The sequence below is a fragment of the Planococcus sp. S3-L1 genome, from assembly GCF_030063085.1.
GTDB classification, from domain to species: domain Bacteria; phylum Bacillota; class Bacilli; order Bacillales_A; family Planococcaceae; genus Planococcus; species Planococcus kocurii.
The window spans coordinates 1-20688 of record NZ_JASISN010000030.1 but is presented as its reverse complement, the minus strand read 5'-3'; the positions used below and the strand labels follow the sequence as shown (position 1 = coordinate 20688).

Below are 20688 nucleotides of genomic sequence, written 5' to 3'. Positions count from 1 at the left end.
TTCAGGCGATGTGGGCGAGCTCTTCTAAGAAGCACGCTTCCGGTGTCCGGTAGCCGAGAATCTTTCGTGGGAGACGGTTGCACCAGTCCTCTGCGTAACGGATGGTTTCTTCTGCCACCGAACGGATCGCTTTTCCTTTCGGGATGAACCGCCGGATGAGTCCATTGTGACGCTCATTCGTTCCGCGCTCACAGGAGGTGTAGGGATGCGTAAAAAAGACTTCCGTCTTCTCCTTTTCGAACGACGCAGCCAGTTCTGCGAACTCCGATCCGTTGTCGGAAGTGATCGTCTTGAAGACCTGAGCGAAGTTGGTGTCAAACTTGTTCCGCACCATTTCCAGCGCTTTCGTAATGGAATCGCTGTCCTTGTCATCAATCCGGAGGATGATTTCTTGGCGGGTCTTCCGTTCGGTCAGCGTCATCAAAGCTTCGTCCTGGCTTTTCTTGCCGATGATCGTGTCGATCTCCCAATGACCAAATTCAGCTCGTTCTTCCACGGCTTCCGGGCGCTCTTCGATACTGCGACCAAGCACGCGCTTGTTCACCCGGATTCGGCGTTTTTTCGTATTCAGCCGCACTTTCATCGGGAGGTCGATGTTCTTGACGCCGATGTAGCCAAGCTCAATGTAGTTGTAAAGCGTTTTGGTGCACACCCGTTTGCCTTCGAATTGTTCATGAAGCGCTGCAGATCCGCAGACCGCGTCTGGTGACCAGTTGTCCTTCAAGATCTTGATTTCCGCGTACTGGATGAATTCGATGGCGTCATCCAGCTTGAGTTTGGCCCCGCAGGAGTGGCGGTGTTCTTCGTATTTCAGCTGTCCGGTTTCTGGAAAGTAAGCGTTGACTATTTTCCGTCCGGTCTTCATCTGCGTGACGGTGCCACGTTTGATTTCGCGGCTGATCGTACTTCTGTCGCAGCCAATCGCTTTGGCAATGACGGCCGGGGATTTCCCTTCCTGAAGAAGCGCGGCGATTCGCCCGCGGTCGAAAGAGTTCAACTGTTTAAATGAACGTTTTGATGTGGTAGACTGAGTTTGAGTCATAGATAAACCTCCGTATCGATTGATGTTTCGTCGACTTAATCATACACGGTTTATCTGTGGCTTTTTCTGTTTTTCTAGCAAGTTAGCTGTTGCATTTGATTATACAACTAGCCAAATTAAATTTAATAATTTATAACTATATTTTCTATTTGAAAGTTACGTTGATTAGAATATACTATGGTTTGTAAATAATTAGTTGGTAATAACCGTTTGTCTCAATAATAGAAATAGAGAGATAAGAAAAATTTTAACACCCAATACAATGGTTTGATCTTTAAAAAATAATGATTAGTGAAATAAAGAAGAAGAGAAAACTCTTCTTCTTTATTTCATTTCATATTTTAAAGTGAAACACTTAGCCATGAAGGATTTCATAAAAACTAGAAATCGATACTGCAGATTTTTTAGAGTAACTTCTGCGAATATCAATTAGTTTTAAAAATAGAGGAATGTCGATACTTACATACTGAAAACTTAGTTGGTTTAATGCATACAGAAAAGTATCTCTTTGAGATGTTTTTTTATAATTACTAGTAATAAATTAATACCTTGCATTATAGAGTAATATGAAATAAAGTAAGGAAAAGGGGTGTGAAAATGGAAATTAATAAAGAGGTATTAAAAGGCCATATTGATACGTTAATTCTTTCTCTTTTACATGACAGAGATATGTATGGGTACGAAGTAGCTAAAATTGTTCGTGAAAAAAGCGAAGAACAATTCGAGTTAAAAGAAGGAACATTATATTTATCTTTAAAGAGATTAGAAAAAAGTGAATGGATCACATCTTACTGGGGAGATGAACAAGGACCAGGAGGAAGACGAAAATACTACAAACTCACATCTTTAGGTAAAGAAGGCTATGTTGAAAAGCGTTCAGAATGGGAATTTGTAAAAAACCTAATGGATTCATTTTTAGAGGGGAGAAATGGGTATGAAACAGATTGAGGCATACGTGGAAGAAGTATATCAAGGTGTCGGTGGGAACAAAAAAGAGATTAACGAATCAAAAGCGGAAATGAAAAGTCACTTACTGGAAGCTGTTCACGAATTAAAGTCAGAAGGGAAATCAGAAAAAGAGGCAATCTCGCTTGCCATTGAACGTTTTGGTGGAGAGCAGGAAATGCGTTCAATTGTGAGTCACTTATTTAAGGCACAGCGAATATTCGCAAAATCAATTTTATATTTAGCGGTAGCTATTCTGATTTTAAGCATCACCGCAGTTGGATTGCTTTCTTCATTCGAAAATGAAAATGCTATGGAGAATTCCGAAGTTGCGTCAACTGTACTTGACACTCTAAAAAGCCAAAATTCACTTACAGATTCTATGGAAACAGAAATTACCGCCTTAATTGATGGAACAGATCAAATCTCAGAAGTAAAAATTTACAAAATCGATGATGTAGACAGAAAATCTTTATTGGGTTATGTAGAAGAAGCGATACCCGAATTTCAATATAACAAATCTGTTTGGTCTCCCGACTGGCTACTAGCAAAATTTTACCCATATGGAATTGATGATGGAAACCAGTGGTATGTCCAATTAGAAACAAGGCTTATCGGCAGCTGGATGGCAATTATTTTGTATTCAGGACTAGCCGTCTATGCAACACTATTCACAATTTGGGCAACAATTAACGCCTATCATCGTAAACGATTAAATATTGCTTGGATTATTGTTTTTGCTATTTTTAATGTAGTCGGATATTTAGTTTATATTTTGGTAGGTAAGAGAAAAGTGGCTTTTAGGTAAAATTGTAAGCTTGGTGGTCAAGTATAAAGTGTAGTATCAAAAACGATGGTTTATAAGAGACAGAGAAGAAGGTTCAAATTTTCTTCTTTGTCTCTTTTGCTTTGTCTCATAATTCTTTTCAAAATCAATTTATCATAAGTGATGTCTGAAAATATTTTTGAAACGAAATGGGGAGAAAGTAGAATGTCAGATTTTGAGTTAGTAAAGCATCAAGATACACTGGAGACCCAGAAGCGTTACTACAACAGAAAAATTCATATTGAAAAAAAGATGGAGGAGATTCCAAGGCAATACGATGGAGATATTTGTAGATACAAAAAGTATTGCAGCAGTACGGGTCAAATAGTTGGAACAGAGGCGATGCTGGATTATTTATATATATCGTTGATCGAGCAAAAGGTTAAAAAAACAACATGGGAACGGCGATTGGCAGCTATTCGAAAATACTTGAGTGTGATTCATAGAATAGAGTTCAAAGCAGAGGCTAAAGTTGCATACGAACTTTCAGCTATGCGGAAAATGTATCGTGAAGACCGATATGCTCATTTACTCCAAGTTCGAGGAAAGTCAGCCGTTGATAAGAAGGAATTGATGGATATTCTAAATAGTCTTCCGATAAGAGCAAAGGCGATTTGTTTAGTTAATCTAGTAACCGCTAACAGACCCAATGAAATGGTTCGATTAAGAGTACGGGATTTTGATTTGAAAAACAGATCTGTACATGTTTATTTGAAGAAACAAAAAAGATGGCATATTAAACGGCTTACGCCAGAAGTTATTAACGCAATAGAACTTTATATACGCGAATACTACCTTCAACCAAACGATTACTTTGTTGGGAGAGCCTATAAGAATGGGCGTTATGAAAGCACAGCAATCAGTGAAATAGGTTATGGTAAAGCTTTGCAGCGATGGACAGGGCTTACTGGATACAATTTCAGGAAAAGCCAAGTGGTGGCCATGCATGCGGCAGGTGCAGATTTACCGACTATCGCGCAGCAAACAGGCCATCAATCAATTGAAACGTTAATGCAGCATTATCTTACTGTGTCTAAAATAACTATAGACAAATATTTGTAAGAAAATCATCAAATATGGCTCGCATAAGTGATACCACTAGATCGTCTATTCGAGAATGGGTAAAGAAGAGTAATTATAAGTTAACTCATCAACTTCTAAGGGTGAAAAGCAATCGGGTATGGGATGATAATTGCTCATTTCTTATTCCTGCCCTTTTTGTACCACAAGTACTGTTCGATGAGGCTCAAGCGAGAGAGGGAATTTTAATCTGAATAAATGAAGAATATTACATTTTGTATGATATATTTATGGTATTATTCAGCATTTACAGCAGGCAAAGGGGCGTTTATATTGCAATTGACAATTCGCACAACGGGAGATAATGTCAAAGCGGTTTCATACTTATTGGCAAAAAATCCAAATAATTTATACGAAAGAAATCAAAAAGGGCACATGGTACGCATGTTTTACAGCAAATTTACGGAAAAAGAGCTCGAGATGACCATCTTTGTTACGCCAGATCCGATTGAAATGATCCAGAATGGATCGAATTCCTATGACATCACCCATTATATTAATGACCGGGAATTTGCCGTCAGTAGCATCTTCCTATCAATGATTCGCTCGGCTCTCGGCACAGCGTTGAATGGCCAGCCAAAAGAAGAGTATATGGAATGGGTTTCGCATATATTTCCATTCACTTTTGAACTCGGGCCGGTCAATTCATCTTTGTCGGACCAGCAAGTAGAGCATTTGTTTGAACCGATGGGTTATCAGGTGTACATTACCCGGCCCGATGTTCAATATTCATTCCAATTAAAAGAAAAAAGTGCGGTGCGTACCATTTCCTTAATCGGCGAACAAACGCTACAGGATGCACTGCGCCACCTATTTGTGTTGATTCCAGTGATTGACGACTATAAACATTATTACATTGATGAAAAAGAGATCGAGAAACTCAGCAGATACGGAGAAGGCTGGCTCGAGAACCATCCGATGCGGGAAACAATCTACCGGCGTGCACTTCGTTTCAAGGAAGTCTATAGTCTGGTTGAGAATGGCAACGGAGAAGCAGGGGCAGAAAAAGCAGAAGCAACTGACCGTGTGAAAGGAACTTCTTTGAATGAACTGCGATATGCAAAAATCTCTGAAACAGCGGCAGCCTTAAAACCGAAAAGCATCGTCGATTTTGGCTCAGGAGAAGGAAAGCTGGCCGTTAAACTAGGCTTTATTGCCGGAGTGCAAGAGATTTTGGCCGTGGAGCCGTCTCAAGTGGAGACGATGAAAGCGTTACGGCGCTTTGAGAAAGTGGCAGACAACGAGAATTTCGTGGAACCAGAAACGTTATGGGGTTCGCTGTATTATTTAGATGATCGCTTGAAAGAGAAAGATCTAATGATTTTGTGTGAGGTCATCGAGCATATCGACGAGCCGCGGTTGCCTAAAGTATTCGATTTAATCTTGCATCACTATGCGCCGAAATCGCTCATCGTCACGACGCCAAACCGCGAATATAATGAAGTTTATGATATGGAGGATCATTTCCGCCACGCCGACCACCGATTCGAATGGACACGGCAGGAATTCCGGAATTGGTGTGAAAAAATCAACTACTTGGGGTTATATGAAATTGAGTTTGCAGGAATTGGCGAAGAGCATCCCGAACAAGGATTTCCAACGCAAATGTGTCTGTTTAAAAGGAAGGTGACTATTTGATGAGAATTGGCTTGCCGCACGGAGGAATTGTGTTATTAATTGGTCCGTCCAATAGTGGGAAATCCACGTTGCTGAAGAGGCTTGTAGAAGAAGGGAAAATTTTATCGTCTGAAATAGTAAGTTCCGATGAGTTCAGGATTTTGGTGAGTGACAAGGAATTTATCGATTGGCGCAACCGGCCGCAGGATGAAGCTGCCGGTCTACTGGATGAATACCAGGAGATTTCAACAGAAGCATTTGCAATGATGGACGCGGTAATTGAAGCCAGATGCCGTTTGAACAAGCTAGTGGTGGTTGATGCCACACATCTCCGTTCTGAAGACCGGAAAAGATACATAGCGCTTGCAAAAAGGAACCATGTGCCGATTCAGGCGATTGTTTTCGATATGGCTGAGCGGACTTTGACTGACAGAGATGAAGACCGCGATAACCCGAGGGGAAAACGCCGCATCAAACAACAATATCAGATTTTCCGCAATGAAAAACGCTTTATTAAAAAAGAAGGTTTTGCTTCTGTTTATACAGTAAAAGACACAGTAGATGTGGAAGTATTTAGGCATCACACTCCGATTGAAGTGGATTTAGAGAATGGAATCGACATTATTGGCGATGTCCATGGCTGCTACGATGAGCTGATTGAACTGCTGAAAAAAATCGGGTATGTTGAAAACGAAGAAGGCTTTTATGAGCATCCGGAAGGCCGCAAATTCGTTTCAATCGGAGACGTCATGAGCAGAGGGCCGGCTTCGCTTGAGACGATGCTCTTTTTCCTTAAACATGTCAAGAGCGGCCGGGCGCTGATGGTCGACAGCAATCACGGCTGGAAAATCGCTCGGTGGTTGGACGGGCGGCAAGTGGTCTTGAGCCACGGTGATGAACGAGTGGAAGAAGAGTTCTTGATTTACGAAGAACGGGAAGGTATCGAAAAGGCTCAAGAGCTGAAGCTGCAAATAAAAGAGTTTCTTCTGGAGGCGCCTTCTCATTATGTGTTCACGAAAAATGGCGTCCGGACACTGGTATGTGCGCACGCAGGGATCAGGGATGCATTTATCAGCAAGCAATCGGAGGCCATCAGTGATTTTTGCCGCTACGGCGACACGGGCGGATTTGACGAAAAGGGGAAACCGGTCCGGAAAGACTGGACGGTTGGGCACGAAAATCGCTTGTTGATTGTCTGGGGCCATGACCCGAAACCGAAGCCGTTATTGATCAACAATACGATTAATATTGATCAGGGGGTTGTTTTCGGCGGCGAATTGACGGCTTACCGCTATCCAGAAAGAAATTTTGTGTCGGTCAAGGCAAAGCAAGACTATTCCGGAGCCGCTGATAATCCACTAGCCGAATGGGAAAAAAACCGATTAAATGCACCGAATATCGCGAAGTTCATAAGCGGTTATTCCGTGTTGACTGAGCAGTTGGATGAAGTGAAGATACCGCAGGAATTGGTGAAACCGGCAATCGATGCGGTGTCGCATTACACAGTTCCCATCGAGCAATTGGTTTATATTCCGCCGACAATGAGTCCGACGCCGAAACCGTCCGCTTTACCGGAATATTTGGAGCATCCGAAAGAAGCAATAGAGTATTTCAGAAGCAACAGCATCCACACGATGATTGCGGAGAAAAAGCATATGGGCAGCAGAGGCATCCTGTTTTTATTCAAAGACAAAGAGGCTGCAGCAAAACATACCGGCATCGAATCGCTTGGCTGCATTTATACCAGGACTGGAAAACGCTTTTTCGACAACGAAACTGAAGCACAAATGCTTCTGCAGTTGAATGAAGAACTAAATCGAATAAATTATTTCGGGGAGCACGAAACGGATTATGTGTTGTTAGATGCGGAAATCATGCCGTGGAACTTAAAGGCCAAAGAATTGATTAGCAGCCAATACGCGCATGTGGCGGAAAATGCCGTACTCGACCGGTCGCTCCTGAAAGAAAAATTGTCGGCTGCACTTCCGACGAACAGCGAATTGCACATGTGGCTGGATGAATATGAAGAAAAGCTTGAAAATGCGCTAGACTTTCAAAAAGTCTTTCAGAAGTATTGCTGGGACATCGACTCAAGCAAGCCTATTCAGATTGCACCTTTCCATGTACTGGCCCACAGCAACGGTACATTTTTCGACAAACCGCATACATGGCACATGGAAATGAACCGGCAGCTAGCCAGCCAATCCGAACTGTTTGTGGAAACCGAATTTAAAGTCATTACTGACCAGGCCAGTGAGGATGAAGTGATTCGGTGGTGGGAGGAAATAACGGAAGACGGACATGAAGGAATTGTCATCAAACCCGAGTATTATATTGCCCGAAACAAAGGCAAGTTGCTGCAGCCAGCCATCAAGGTAAGGGGCAGGAAATACTTGCGTATCATTTACGGCATGGATTATTTGGAGCCGAAAAACCTGGAAAGATTAAAAAACAGGAATACCGGCAAAAAGCAGAAGATGGCCTTGAAAGAATTCGCACTCGGACTCGAGGGAATTACGCGATATGTAAACGGAGAAACAATCGAGCGCGTTCACGAATGCACTTTAGCCGCATTGGCGATGGAATCTGATCCGGTCGATCCACGATTATAAATAGGAGAATATGAACCGAAAGGCGAGAGGCGCCTTTCGGTTTTTTGGATATAGAAAAGCAATAGGTAGAAAGGAATTTAAATTTAATAGAGAAGAAATTTTTAAGTTAGTAGAATTTGCAAGACAATATCGAGAACTTATATTAAAAAGTTAAGGCATTGCGATTGCTGATATAAAAGACAGTTTCTTAAAAAAGAAAAATCCGAAGATATGCAGACAATATGGCTACCTTCGGGTTGAGTTTCTTCTATTTATATTGTATTGGCTGTGTCTTCTTCGAGTGCTTTGACCAATTTGTAAAAACTAGTCTTTTTAACCCCAGCTTCTTGCATAGCTTCCACTGCCGTTAATTCTTTAGCTTTCCATTTTCTATAAACCTCTTTGAAATCCTCAGAAACAAAAACGGTCGGTCTGCCAAACTGAATACCATTTTGTAGCGCCAGGTCGATTCCTTCGCGCTGCCGTTTCCGGATACGTTGCCGTTCTTCCTCAGCCATCCACGATAGAATCTGCAAAACCAAGTCCGCAATAAATGTTCCCATACTATCTTTATATTGAGTTGTATCCAATAACGGCATATCCAGCACTACAATGTCGGCTTCAATGTTTTTTGTGAGGTCATTCCATTCCTGGAGGATTTCTTCTTTGTTCCGGCCGAACCGATCCAGGGAGTGGATATACAAAATGTCGCCCTTCCGAATAACTCGTTTTAATAGTTGATAGTTCGCTCGTTCGAAATTCTTTCCACTTTGTTTGTCTAAATATATATCTCGCACATTGATGCCCATTTTTTTCATGGCTTCAAATTGACGCCCTTCATTTTGATCTTTACTGCTGACACGTATGTAACCAAATTTGCGATGCTCCATAATTCACCTCTATGAACGATTGTTTTCTCTTATTATACCTGAAAACCGTTCGTAAAAGTATATGTGAATTGGCGAACGTTCGTAAAGTGTTTTGATACTTTTACGAACGTTATTTTCGGCTATTTCAAGCTGTTTTTAAACCGTTCGTAAAAGTGTACTTTTGCGAACGCCTTATCTTTCACAATTCGAAATTTTGCTACCCTTATTATTGATAGAATCAAATGTGACTACGAGGATATAAAGTGCTTTTTTTAAAAGATACTATGCAAAAAATATTCTATGTATTCTGTAGAGAAAGTTAGAACAAATGAAAATCAGATGAAATAGAAAGTGTTGGTGATGTTTTCAATTATTTTGAGCTTTCTAAATTGACGAAATAGTTTTTCTGACTGTTATCAATATTTTTTCAAATGGACACAACTGTATCGGTTATACTATGGATAATAAGATCGATTGACAAAAAATATCTGTAGAATATTAGGGAGAGTTAAGGTGAGATGAAAATATGAAAAAAGAGAATCACTCGCTAGTGCAAATCGGCTTTTTTCTTTTTTGTACTTTTTCTATAACATGGTTATCTTGGTTAACTATTATCATAGGGAATAGATATTTTGATGCTCTTTGGTATGGAGAACCATTATTTTGGCTGCCTATGTTAATTGGCGGGTTAGGGCCCGCCTTTGGTTCTTATATTATTTATCGGAAGTACAATAAGGAGTTTGGGAAAACATCTTTTTTTAAGTTTGTTTTTGGAAAAAAAATAAACAGCAAAGCATGGCTGATATTTGGATTTTTTATAATTTGGCGTTTTCTTATGATCTGGATTGCATTTGGAATAAACGAGCCTATTGCAATTCTATATATGTTTCTAAACTTACCACTTTTCATAATTGGCGGTGGACTTGAGGAATTAGGTTGGCGTGGGTTTTTGCAGCCTAGATTAGAAAGGGTAGTTAGCTATTTTCCTTCTGTCATAATTGTGGGAATCATATGGAGTATATGGCATTTACCGTTATGGTTGATATTAGGTACACCTCAAAGTGCTATTCCTTTTGAATTGTATGCGTTCTTAGGAATAGTCTTATCTTTCTCATTCACAGCCATCTATAAATACACTAAGAGCTTACTTCTCACTGTTTTAAGTCACGCATGGTTCAATGGGTGCATTGGGTTAGCTGTTTATATAGGTAGAGATGGGTACTTGCAATTAAATTTGAGTTGGATTGTATTTTTAGTTTTTATCGTTGAACTGATAGTGTCCGCCATTTTAGTGATAGCGTATAACCGCAAAAAGTGAGACCATCAATTATTTTATTTTGCAAAAAGAGTATAAATATATTGTATAAATGAAACTAAGAAAACCATATTGAAATTTCGGTTTACATATCATCAGTTATCGGAAGTTAACGATGTAGATGTAAAAGAGGAAAAGATGCTTGCCTTAGCATCTTTTCCTCTTTTTGGTTATATCTGACCACTTTTATAAACATTAGATTTACGGGAGGTAGGTAGATCATTAAACTAGCTTATCACTTTTAGTTTTATCTTTTCAGATAGAGAGACTTCATTTCATTAGTCAGAGGTTGTAGTTTGCCCTCTGATATCACATAGACTTCATCGCATAACTCTTCAATATCTGCAAAATGATGACTCGTTAATAAGATGGTGCGCTCTGATGCTTGAAGATTTGTAATAACCTCTTTTATATCATTATAGGTTTTATAATCAAGTGCATTAAAGGGTTCATCAAGAATGATGATATCTTGGTCTTCCATAATAGCTTGAGCAATTCCTAATTTTTGTTGCATTCCTAAGGAATAGTTCTTTACTTTGGTTTTATTGTCCGGGTTTAAGCCCACAAGAGTCATTGTGTCCTTGATTTGCTGGTCAGTCACTTTTTTGTTGATGGCTGCTAAAAATTGAAGGTTTTTGAATCCGCTGTAAATTTCAATATAACCTGGTGAATTGATAAACACACCGACATTTACAGGGAAATCAATTCCTTTTCCCAATACCTCATTCCGAATCTTGATAAATCCGTTATCGGGCTTGGTAAACCCACAAATGGTTTTGAATAGGACAGATTTACCGCTGCCATTTCCTCCTACGATCCCCACGGTCTTTCCTTTTTCTACGGTTAAATCAATATTTTCTAAAACGGTCTGTCCTCCAAAAACCTTCGTTACATTATGAACCTCAATCATTGTAGTCATGATTTATCCTCCTTAATTAAAAAAACGTCTGTAACTTGCATAACTAACACTGTAAAGAAAGAAAATACCGCCGATTAGGATAACTGCAGCTTGGAAAACCGGTATTCCTATGGACTCTTCTAGCATATCGAGTCTTGCTACTGTGCTTAAGCCAATTGGAAAGTAAAGAAGTGAATGAAACGGCATTACAGAAAGGGAGTGGGTAACTAACACAAGAAGAAAAGACAGTGTGACATTCTTCGTTACTAAAAAAAGCACGAGAAAGCCAAGATACTGCAAGCTGAACTCGCCTATTTTCAATAAGATTAGCTGGAAGATCCAGTCCGCACTTATAGCACCTTTTCCAGCAAACGAGATTCCATCCCAGTTTTGGCCACTTAGCATCCCAAGAAAGACAATCAGTAGCCCGGTCATCAACGCATAAACAGTTACGAGTAAAAGGCTGTTGCCCACAATCACTTTGAACCAATTAAACTTGTGCTGGATTCTAACGAAAATTGGTAAATTATCCATTCGAGTCATAGATTCAGTAAAAATAGCAATCAGATAAAGGGGAGCGCCATGATAAAGCAATGCCTCCAATAAACTCATGACCTGAAATTGGCCGGGTACTTGTCCGTAGAAATATCTTAAGAAAGATTCCTGAACGGTTAAAGTAGGGGTGGTTAATCCCTTCAGAAGATAAATCAGTAGAATGACGCTGAATAAAATTGCCAGGTGCTTGGGTAACCATAAGCTTCGGGCATAGTAGAAAAAAAGTCCTTTTGGCTGTGACCTTATCTTTATTTTCAGCTGACGATTCCACCCATACCGGATTAGGAGAAAGCCGGCAGTTCCGGCTATAGCTACTCCGGCAGCTGTCCAAATCCAAGCAGTTGAAGAATAAAAGTTGTAGTGCAAAATGATGTACCGGTTTGGAACGAAGGGCAATTTGCTGAGTGCTGGGATTTTAAGTGCAAGAATCATTACGACATACAGAAGGATTCCGATTATGGCAATCGCTCGTTTTTCAAGAAAGTGGTGCATTGTTTGAAGCATGAATCCGATTAAGCTAAAACCGACAACCAGGAATAGCGCACTACAAAGTGCAGCGAATAATGGGGTTTCCCAATACTTGGTGAATTCAAAAAACAGTTCGTTTTCTGCAACGCTATTTGTTGGAAATACATTCCGAGACGCAAGCCCTGTGCTGGCAATGCCTACGGCTGCCACTTGGAACACTACCAATATGAGGGAGTTTACTGCAATCGCCATAGATTTCCTAAAGAAATATCTTGAAAAAGTTTTACTTCGGATTAAAACGAAAGGAAGTTCTTCTTCTAAACTTCTGTACAGGTAGAGAAAGAACAATGGAGTAAGACAAAATGTTAAATAATAGTGGTCCGATAGCATCCTGAGCAAGAACTGCTGCATGCTGTCGGTGGTCAGCTGACGCTCTGCTAAAGCAAAAAGCATCATTCCTCCTGTTGCTAATAGCAGGGGGAGGGAAAAGATTTTCTGGATATCCCGCCATAAGATGATCGCCAATTTTTCACCGCCTAAAGGGAATAGATCGAACTTTTTTTAACGTATTGCATGTAAAACGAGATCCCCAAAATGGTAATCAATGCAAGAGCCGGTCCGACTATGAACGAGAAAGGACTTAAAGAGGTTGTTAAAACGCTTGAGGGATCAAATGCTGTCAGTAGCCGATATCCTTCAAAAGGAAGCACGGATAATATAAAATTTTCTAAAATGGTATACACAAAAGGACCGGTTAAAATGATGAATAAATTACTGAAATGTAAACTGAATACAAATCCCATGCTTGCAATCAGCACAGCCAGAAGACCTTTCCATACACTCATTAAAAAGCCATAAATCAAAGGCTGTTCGGTAAACAGAGAACCGAAGATATGATTTGTTGCCACATAGGGTTCACCCAAACCCGTATCAGGATTTACTCTGGAGTAAAATACGTCGATGGGATTGTTGATAAACAAGACCACGAGCACCCCAACAAAAAATGGAATGAAAATCATCAGAAAAGCACTTCCACTCATTACGATCCACTTGGCTGTAAGATAATCTTTTTTGCTGGCTCTAGGCAAAGTGTAGTTGATGAAGCCGGTTTTTCGTTCATAGTACATCATCCACCCTGTGGGAAGTACAGCGATTAAAGGGAAGATAAGGCTGAAAATACGCATCCCAACTTCCCATGCTTCCAGCTGTTCTTCTAATGCGTAATTCTGGTAAACAGTACTGCATAAATAAATCGATAGCGCCGTACAGAGAGCTGCAACAATCAGTACGGGGTATTTCACCTTGCGCCATTCGAGTAATAGTAAGTTTTTCATTCGGTCAATCCTCCTTATACAGCAACTATAATGAATGAACTAGGCATTAACAATATGTTGGAAATAAAGAATGGTTTTAAGGGAACGAAGAATTTTCGTTCCCTTAAAACCATTGTATGTGCTTTAAAATCGGATGCCTAATGCAATCAGGTGAACGCCTTTCTGCTCATTCCTTGCAATGACTCGGCCACCGTAGCGATGGGCTATTTCTTTTACATTATGAAGCCCATACCCCCTCTTAGCTGCCGTTGTTGATTTGGTGGAATAGCCGATATCGAATAGCTGCATGAATTGCTCATTGCTCTTATAAGTTGCTGGATTGCTAACGGTTAATTCTAAGTGGCCGTTTGCTTTCGTCATGGAAAGGGTTATTTTGTCTCCACTCGTACTCGCTTCCAATGCATTATCAATCAGTATGCCGAGTACCTCGATTAAATCAACATCTTCACATGGGAAATCGTGGACGGAAACAGTTCGAGCGATTTGCAGTTCGATTTTAAGTTGTTCAGCCCTTTTCATTTTTGTGTAAAGAAAACCGGCAATTACTTTATGATCCATATTCAGCAATTCATATTGGCCGTTCGATAAATTTGCTGTTTCAATGTAGGTGCGCAACTTTTCGCGCGCCATTTCAATATCGTCTGTTGTTTCGACAAGGCTTGAAATCGCCAATAGCTTATTCGAAAATTCATGTTGCCTTGCCCGTACTTCCAAAACCAATTCATCAATAATTGGCAAGAATTGCTCAGTTGCATCGATTCGATTTTCCGTGACTTCAGCTTTTCGCTGTTCTAGTAGCAACCAGCTCATAAATGCGCTGATGAAGAATAGGAGAAGAAATAAGGAGATCCGATTCTCCAAAAGAACGATTGCTTCAAAATTAGCCGAAACAATCAAGATTAAAAAAAGAATGAAGACATTCACAATCATAAACTTCGTAAATGTATTTGATTTGTCACTAAGAATCTGTTTGGCTTTCGCTGAGAATCGCCAATAGATAAGTGCAGCCAAAAGAAAAGGGAAAAGCCGAATATAGATACTGTTTAAATCCAGTACATCAACGAAGCCGATACTGAGTAGGCGAAAAATAAACCAGATGATAAGTGCCAATAGGGTTGTGAAAATGTCTTCAAGGTGATTTAAGTTAAAGGCCACACTATTTAGCAAGAACAATACACAAATCAGGCCGATAATTCCCGTTAATGAATTTACAGGAAGCAATTCGAAATTTTGAAAAGCGATGTCTGCAATAAGCCCTTCACTAATCGGCATGAAGCTGATTCTAGCCAAGAGACAAAAGGAAACCAAAATCGTATACCAGAGAATTGATTTTTTATTAAAAGCAATGGGTTCTCTTCCGCATAAGAACATGATCAAGTAAAGGGTCAGGCCATCAAGGGCGGTTTGAAATACTAATTGGCCCATCAATTTCCTACTTTCATCAGGACATCTCGGTATTTCTGCCCGATTGGCAGAATCGCCGAATGCCCTTGAAGTTTTATGGTATTTTCCGCTTTGGAAATACTTTTAACATAATCTTTATTGATGATGTAACTTTTGTGGATTTGCTGAAAAGGTCCTTCCTCAAGCAATTCATGTATAGCTTTTAAAGAGTATCCGGAAAGATTTTCTTGAAATATACCATCTGCTGTTTTTAAATGGACAATCATTTTCTTCCCGTATGATTCGATGTACACAATGTCCTGCATACGATGTTCGAATATAAAGCCTTTTTGTTCGAATCGAACAGTCTGCTGGTTGATGTGTACATGTTTCATGTAATCCAGAACGCCATAAACTGCCTGTTTTACTTCTTCTCGTGTAAAGGGTTTAATCAGATAGTCATAGCATTTGATTTCCCTGTAAGCTCTAAGTTCCTCAGTTACAATGGCTGTAGCAAAAATCATCGGCGTGTATTTATACCGTTGCAATGCCCTTAATTCATTCGCTAAGTCTGTTCCTTTATAGTCCGTTAATTGGATATCAATGAAAAAGAGGGAAATCTCATGGGTATTCGCAATTTCAAGCGCTTGTGCAGCGCTTGGCGATACATGCAAATAAAAACTGTTATCGATTTCCGTTAAAATAGAGTGCAGAAACTGCTGGATTTTTTCATCGTCTTCTATGATTAAAATATGCTTCATATTTTTGCTCCTCAATTTCCTGATTCTCCAAGTGCATTCTTGATGCGCTGAATTATAAGAATGGTTAATATTGTAATCATTTTACTACAGTTTTAAATCATATGTATTTAAAATGTTGCTAATGGAGATGCAGGAGTAGGGGATTTTAGTTTACATATGACACATTATCGGAAGTTGCTTAAATAACTAAGGAGAGAAGAGGCTGTACGTAGCGCATCTTTTCTCCTTTTTTGTACTTGAACCTTTACTTTTACGAACGTTTTAATAAGACATACAATAATTTATTTGTTCATGTCAAATTTTATTGACATAAGAAACGAAAGGGTGTTATGTTTATGTCAATAAAAACTGACAAGTAAAAAAGGAGGACATGACATGAAACAAAATATTTTTCTTTTAACTCAGTTAGAACAATTAAAGAGCTTAAGTGATCCGTTACGGGTCAAGATGCTGCATTTACTAATCGAAAAACCTTACTCGGGCCAACAGCTTTCCCAATTGTTAAATATTCCGCGTTCAAAAATCCATTACCACTTAAAGGATCTTGAAAAAAATGAATTGATTTATCTGGTCAGTGAGTCAAAAAAACGGAATATGACAGAGAAACAGTACCGATCGACCGCAAGAAGTTACATTCCTACGAAAGAACTAATGCCCTTTCAAGCACCACAAAATGAAAGCGGAAAACTAATGACTCTCACTGCGCTGGAACGGACAAAAGAAAGAGTTTTAAAAGCCCCTGATACTGCCTTTATAACAGAAACGGAAAATCCAAAAGAATGGAGTAAAATTACCAGCCAGTTGGAAGTGAAAATGACGCAGGAAAAATTCAAAGAATGGGTTATGAAATACCAAAATTTGCTAGAAGAATTAACAGGGGTGGTAGAAGAGAGCGAAGATGCGGAGTGGTTCTATATTTCGACCTTCGGCTTCCGTATGAATGAGCCTTTCTTCAATTCATCGGAAGATGGAGAAGAGTATGAGTAGCAAACTGTCTAAAATTAAAGAACGCTATCGACAAATTCCTTTTTTGGTGTGGTCTTTGCTTTTAGCCAATATTATCTTCAATACATTTCGTTTTATGTCTATGCCATTCATGGCCATTTATTTCAGCGAAAAACTGAACCTTACGCCTGCAGAAGTCGGTGTTTTGATTGGAATTTCTCCTCTCAGTTCTTTGGTTTTCAGTGTTGTAGGCGGTAGGATTGCGGATAGGTTTGGGATACACAAAGTATATCCTATCGCTTTGCTTATTCCAGCAGCGAGTTTGATTGGGTATATCGTCTTCGAAAATTATCTGGTTATCGCACTGTTTTCTGTCTTAGCTGGAATTGGTTGGACTGTTTATAATTCGACTAGTAATTCGATTCTTGCGCTGCATACTCCTAAAGCGCATACTGAAGTGGTTTTCGGTTATAACTACTGGGTTATCAATCTAGGCGGGGTTATAGGGCCGCTGCTGGGTGTACTCGTCATTGAGATGGGAAGTTATGAAACACCCATTGTATTGTTTTCGATTATTTTAGTTGCGCTGGCTGGATCAATGATTGGTTTGTTCCGTGTCAAAAAAGCAGATATCTCTGCTCACTATATAGAGGCAGAAAAAGAACTAGCAGGCTCTACGTCAATATTCACCTTACTCACGAAAGACCGTGTACTGATATGGCTGATGCTTAGTTATTTCTTTATCTTTTTCATCGAAGCGCAAGTCGATACGAACATTGCGCAATATTTAAATGGCTCTTTTGAAGATGGCGTCCGCTTGTTTGGATTGCTAGTTGCTATGATGACCGGCTTGATTGTCGTCTTACAACCGATTATAACGCACGTTTTCAGTCGGTTTAGCAATGTGCGCTCCTTCGTATTTGGTAACAGTCTTTACTTTCTTGGATTTTTGATTTTGTTGTTCTTAAATAATTTTACCTACGCATGGTTTATTTCTTTTGCGTTTATCACGATTGGAGAAATGATAGTAGCACCGCGAATGCAAGCAGTCATGGCGAAAAGCGCTCCGACAAATTTGAAAGCTACTTATTTTTCTTTAATAGGCGCTGGTGGAAACTTTGCCTATGCGATTGGACCTGGAATCGGGGGTCTACTTTTAACCAATCTATCTATAAATTATTTGTTTCTGTTCCTGTTATTCATTGTGTTTGCTCAATTCTTTGCATTGGTTCAAGCTAATAAATCTTATAACCTCAAAATCTCCGATTCATCAAGCCCACCGACCATCAATGGGATAAAGAAATCGTGAAAGTGGGAAGCATTGAGTTTACATATTCCGAATTATCGGAAGTAGAAAAAACTAAATTCAAAAGGAAACCCTCTTCTTGTAGATTCAATTGCTATTAAAAACAGAAAAGCCCCAGTGCAGGATAGTTAAACTCATCCGTCACTGGGGTTCAATTCACTGTGTATACCAAAGCTTGCAATCATACTTGACTGGCCAGGAAGACAGCTAGTGTTTCTCAACTAAACGATTTTTCTCTTTTTACTAGTTTTTCATTTTTTATCGTTTGTTTAAAGGAATGCTTAATCGAAGGGTTATCCAACATGAGTTGCATTAATCTAGCTGCGGAGCCATTAGGAGAAGACCGCCCAATCTCCCATGCCTCTACTGTTCGTGTAGATACACCAAGCACATCGCCAAAGTTTTTTTGCGTAGCGCCTAAAGCTTTTCTCAATTCTTTAACTGAAGTGAGATCGATTTCGGGTAAATCACGCAATTTATAAGTAATAACCTCGACATGTTCTGAATTACCCTTAGCAAATTGATTTAACTGATTGACACTCTCTTCAAGTAAATTTTCAAAATCCAATTTGTTTGATTTCATCCGACCCACCACTTTCTTACTGATTTTTCTTCAAATCTTTTACTCTATTCTTAATAATGCTTTTTTCTTTGTCAGTAAGTGTTTCTTTATCTGATTTCTTATAAATTAGCAGCATAGCATAGACACGCCTACCATATTTAGAGTAAATAATTCGATACCCACCACTTTTCCCAACATTGTCACTCGAGCTATCAAATCGGAGTTTTATAGCACCTCCAGTATCTGCAATGATATCTCCTAGTACATTACTTGGATCCGTATTGTTTTCTTCATATTCTCGAACTAGTTTTTCGAATCTCTTTTTATCTTTTTCCGATAATCCATAGTATTTCCAGATTTTATTGAAAACGTCTGTATAAACAAATAGTAATTCGACGTTTTCATTGTACTTTTGTTTTCCCACTCGGCTCGCTCCATTTACATGACTTTGTATGCTCATTATATACGATTATATCGTAGTAATCAATTGAGGAGTTTTGATCAAGAGTTTAGACCACTTTCTTATTCGTTCGTAAAAGTGTACTTTTACGAACGCTTTTTATTTCCAAAATTAGCTAGCTAACTCTAGTTTGTATTAATATACTTGAGATAAAGAATAAATTTAGTGTTTTCATGAGAGAATGGAAGTGGGTATTTTTAATGAAGTCACAATATATTACTTTTGGTGCACAGCTTGGAGACCCAAAAGCTGACAAAGCTGTCGGTCAATTTATTACTCAAATTAGTCTGTTGCTTGATAAACATTGTAATAAAGTATATTGCACCGAGGTGGATGAAATCGCTCCAGCTATATTTGTGGATGGAGACTTATGGTATTGGGAGTTTGAAGGACCTCAAAGGTTACGATTAAGTAAAAAACATAGGTATATTGAAATTCATATAGGGATGCCTCGCTCTAGATGGGAAGGTGTCAATTCCATAGATATTAAAAAGTACCTTATTGACCAACTTAAGGATGCCCTGGATTTGATGTTAATACGATTGAATAAGGAGAAATACATTGTTAACGATCAGGAATTATGGACTGATTTTAGAAAAGTAGAAGAAGAATTCTTATTGAAATAACGAGTTCTATACTTTATTAACTGAATTGCACCTATATGATGAACAATAAAAAATACCTCTAATTTAAAATTTCCCTGTCCAGCTGCATAGTAATCTGCATGAAACGAAAAAAAGCCCAGGCAAAATCCAAGTGGACGTTTTGGGGCAAAGACTAGGTTTTGAATGTAACTTATGTGCAGTTAAGTTACATTCAAAGTTCGATTTACCTGATTTATGAAATACAAAAACCATATTGGAGAGATGAAAATGATGGATCCTCGATTTATTCTAGCAATACCTGGAAAGTGGAAAGACAGAAGTGAGATTGTCACAGCGATCGCTACGAAGAGCAATGGTTATCTTCTAACCGGAGATATTCTTCAAAACGTTGAGAATGAAATGAAGTTTGAGATTGAAATTTATGAACAGGATGATTCTTTGGAGGAAGCCTTTCAATATGCTGGCGGAGGAAAGTTTAATCGAAAACAGTTGAAAGAAATACGCAACCATACCCATATCCTCTTCCTGATGACCAACGAAAGTGGGGTTTCCATTGCAAAAGAATTGATAAACGCAGGGAAAGGCTTGTTAAACGCAGGAGGAATTGGTGTAAAAGTGGAAACGATCGGAATTGCCTTTTCCAAAGAGGAATGGGAAGAATTTGAACAGAATGTTGACGAGTTTTCGATTTATTCCCATCTGGTGACGCTAGTGGGGGATGAAGACCATGGGAAATTCTATTCCTTCGGCATGAAAGCTTTTGAAGCTCCAGATGCCATGATTTCCACGGAGTTTGATCCAGAGGATGCTGCTGAAGTATTGAATGACTTTAATTTTTACTGTTTAACTGAACAGCCAGCACTTACCGATGGAGACACCATTGCTTTAGGGGAAGAGGGATTGACCTATACAATCAGTCTGCAAGAAGATTTCCGCTATGAAACAGAAGATCTCTATCACAACCCATTAGGAATTTGGGAATTAAGCATTGAAAAATAATGAATGTAACTTATTGTGAATTAAGTTACATTCAAAACTAGAAAAAGTAACAGTGAAATTACTAGAATAGTTCAACGGGAAGGACGTCTATCCTCCCGCCAGGAAGGAGAAATTTATGGTATTTGTT

19 protein-coding genes are annotated in these 20688 nt (G+C 39.3%); 10 read left to right on the top strand and 9 right to left on the bottom strand.

The window, feature by feature from the left end; translation table 11 throughout:
• Position 1: 1 nt before the first annotated feature.
• On the bottom strand, positions 2-1042 hold the full coding sequence (locus tag QMF37_RS17345; RefSeq protein ID WP_283479014.1) for an IS30 family transposase: 1041 nt from the start codon (positions 1040-1042) through the stop codon (positions 2-4).
• Positions 1043-1639: 597 nt separating this feature from the next.
• Here QMF37_RS17345 and QMF37_RS17340 point away from each other — a divergent pair.
• The 5 genes from QMF37_RS17340 (at position 1640) to QMF37_RS17320 (ending at position 8122) form a co-directional block, all read left to right on the top strand.
• A complete protein-coding gene (locus QMF37_RS17340) occupies positions 1640-1990 on the top strand; it encodes a PadR family transcriptional regulator (protein ID WP_283479013.1) in 351 nt (116 codons plus the stop codon).
• On the top strand, positions 1977-2795 hold the full coding sequence (locus QMF37_RS17335) for a permease prefix domain 1-containing protein (protein WP_283479012.1): 819 nt from the start codon (positions 1977-1979) through the stop codon (positions 2793-2795). Before QMF37_RS17340 ends, QMF37_RS17335 begins: the two co-directional genes overlap by 14 nt.
• Before the next feature lie 183 nt (positions 2796-2978).
• Positions 2979-3875 (top strand): tyrosine-type recombinase/integrase, encoded by an 897-nt coding sequence (locus tag QMF37_RS17330; RefSeq protein WP_283479011.1) that lies wholly within the window; start codon positions 2979-2981, stop codon positions 3873-3875.
• A gap of 291 nt (positions 3876-4166) precedes the next feature.
• Positions 4167-5531 carry a 3' terminal RNA ribose 2'-O-methyltransferase Hen1 gene (locus tag QMF37_RS17325; protein ID WP_283479010.1) on the top strand — a complete coding sequence of 455 codons (1365 nt, stop codon included), beginning with the start codon at positions 4167-4169 and terminating at the stop codon, positions 5529-5531.
• Positions 5531-8122: a polynucleotide kinase-phosphatase gene (locus tag QMF37_RS17320; protein ID WP_283479030.1), complete on the top strand. Its 2592-nt coding sequence runs from the start codon at positions 5531-5533 to the stop codon at positions 8120-8122. The genes QMF37_RS17325 and QMF37_RS17320 overlap by 1 nt, the downstream gene beginning before the upstream one ends.
• Before the next feature lie 251 nt (positions 8123-8373).
• On the opposite strand, the gene QMF37_RS17315 is transcribed toward QMF37_RS17320, so the two are convergent.
• Complete coding sequence (locus QMF37_RS17315; protein ID WP_283479009.1) at positions 8374-8991, bottom strand: recombinase family protein; 618 nt, start codon at positions 8989-8991, stop codon at positions 8374-8376.
• Positions 8992-9496: 505 nt separating this feature from the next.
• Between QMF37_RS17315 and QMF37_RS17310 the strand changes: the two genes are divergently transcribed.
• Positions 9497-10288 (top strand): CPBP family intramembrane glutamic endopeptidase, encoded by a 792-nt coding sequence (locus tag QMF37_RS17310; RefSeq protein WP_078080486.1) that lies wholly within the window; start codon positions 9497-9499, stop codon positions 10286-10288.
• Between the two features lie 244 nt (positions 10289-10532).
• Here the strand turns inward: QMF37_RS17310 and QMF37_RS17305 are convergent, their stop codons facing one another.
• From QMF37_RS17305 to QMF37_RS17285, 5 genes are all read right to left on the bottom strand, one after another.
• On the bottom strand, positions 10533-11204 hold the full coding sequence (locus QMF37_RS17305; protein ID WP_071153757.1) for an ABC transporter ATP-binding protein: 672 nt from the start codon (positions 11202-11204) through the stop codon (positions 10533-10535).
• A 12-nt stretch (positions 11205-11216) separates the two neighbouring features.
• Positions 11217-12731, bottom strand: coding sequence for a hypothetical protein (locus tag QMF37_RS17300; RefSeq protein WP_151897513.1), 1515 nt, complete (start codon positions 12729-12731; stop codon positions 11217-11219).
• 11 nt (positions 12732-12742) lie between these two features.
• On the bottom strand, positions 12743-13540 hold the full coding sequence (locus tag QMF37_RS17295; protein ID WP_071153754.1) for a hypothetical protein: 798 nt from the start codon (positions 13538-13540) through the stop codon (positions 12743-12745).
• Positions 13541-13663: 123 nt separating this feature from the next.
• The gene (locus QMF37_RS17290) at positions 13664-14965 is read right to left on the bottom strand and encodes a sensor histidine kinase (protein ID WP_071153753.1); all 1302 of its coding nucleotides are present in this window, start codon (positions 14963-14965) and stop codon (positions 13664-13666) included.
• A complete protein-coding gene (locus QMF37_RS17285; protein ID WP_078080484.1) occupies positions 14965-15684 on the bottom strand; it encodes a LytR/AlgR family response regulator transcription factor in 720 nt (239 codons plus the stop codon). The genes QMF37_RS17290 and QMF37_RS17285 overlap by 1 nt, the downstream gene beginning before the upstream one ends.
• 375 nt (positions 15685-16059) lie before the next feature.
• On the opposite strand from QMF37_RS17285, the gene QMF37_RS17280 reads away from it, so the two are divergent.
• Positions 16060-16671, top strand: a complete 612-nt coding sequence (locus QMF37_RS17280; protein ID WP_049693716.1) for a winged helix-turn-helix domain-containing protein — start codon at positions 16060-16062, stop codon at positions 16669-16671.
• Positions 16664-17938: an MFS transporter gene (locus QMF37_RS17275; protein ID WP_049693715.1), complete on the top strand. Its 1275-nt coding sequence runs from the start codon at positions 16664-16666 to the stop codon at positions 17936-17938. The genes QMF37_RS17280 and QMF37_RS17275 overlap by 8 nt, the downstream gene beginning before the upstream one ends.
• Positions 17939-18152: 214 nt before the next feature.
• Here the strand turns inward: QMF37_RS17275 and QMF37_RS17270 are convergent, their stop codons facing one another.
• Both QMF37_RS17270 and QMF37_RS17265 read right to left on the bottom strand, forming a co-directional pair.
• Positions 18153-18518, bottom strand: a complete 366-nt coding sequence (locus tag QMF37_RS17270; RefSeq protein WP_283479007.1) for a helix-turn-helix domain-containing protein — start codon at positions 18516-18518, stop codon at positions 18153-18155.
• Positions 18519-18534: 16 nt separating this feature from the next.
• Complete coding sequence (locus tag QMF37_RS17265; RefSeq protein WP_283479006.1) at positions 18535-18921, bottom strand: hypothetical protein; 387 nt, start codon at positions 18919-18921, stop codon at positions 18535-18537.
• Positions 18922-19157: 236 nt separating this feature from the next.
• On the opposite strand from QMF37_RS17265, the gene QMF37_RS17260 reads away from it, so the two are divergent.
• Both QMF37_RS17260 and QMF37_RS17255 read left to right on the top strand, forming a co-directional pair.
• Positions 19158-19583, top strand: a complete 426-nt coding sequence (locus QMF37_RS17260) for a hypothetical protein (RefSeq protein WP_283479004.1) — start codon at positions 19158-19160, stop codon at positions 19581-19583.
• A 246-nt stretch (positions 19584-19829) separates the two neighbouring features.
• Entirely contained in the window at positions 19830-20561 is a 732-nt protein-coding gene (locus QMF37_RS17255) for a DUF4261 domain-containing protein (RefSeq protein WP_283479003.1), read from the top strand.
• Positions 20562-20688: the final 127 nt, after the last annotated feature.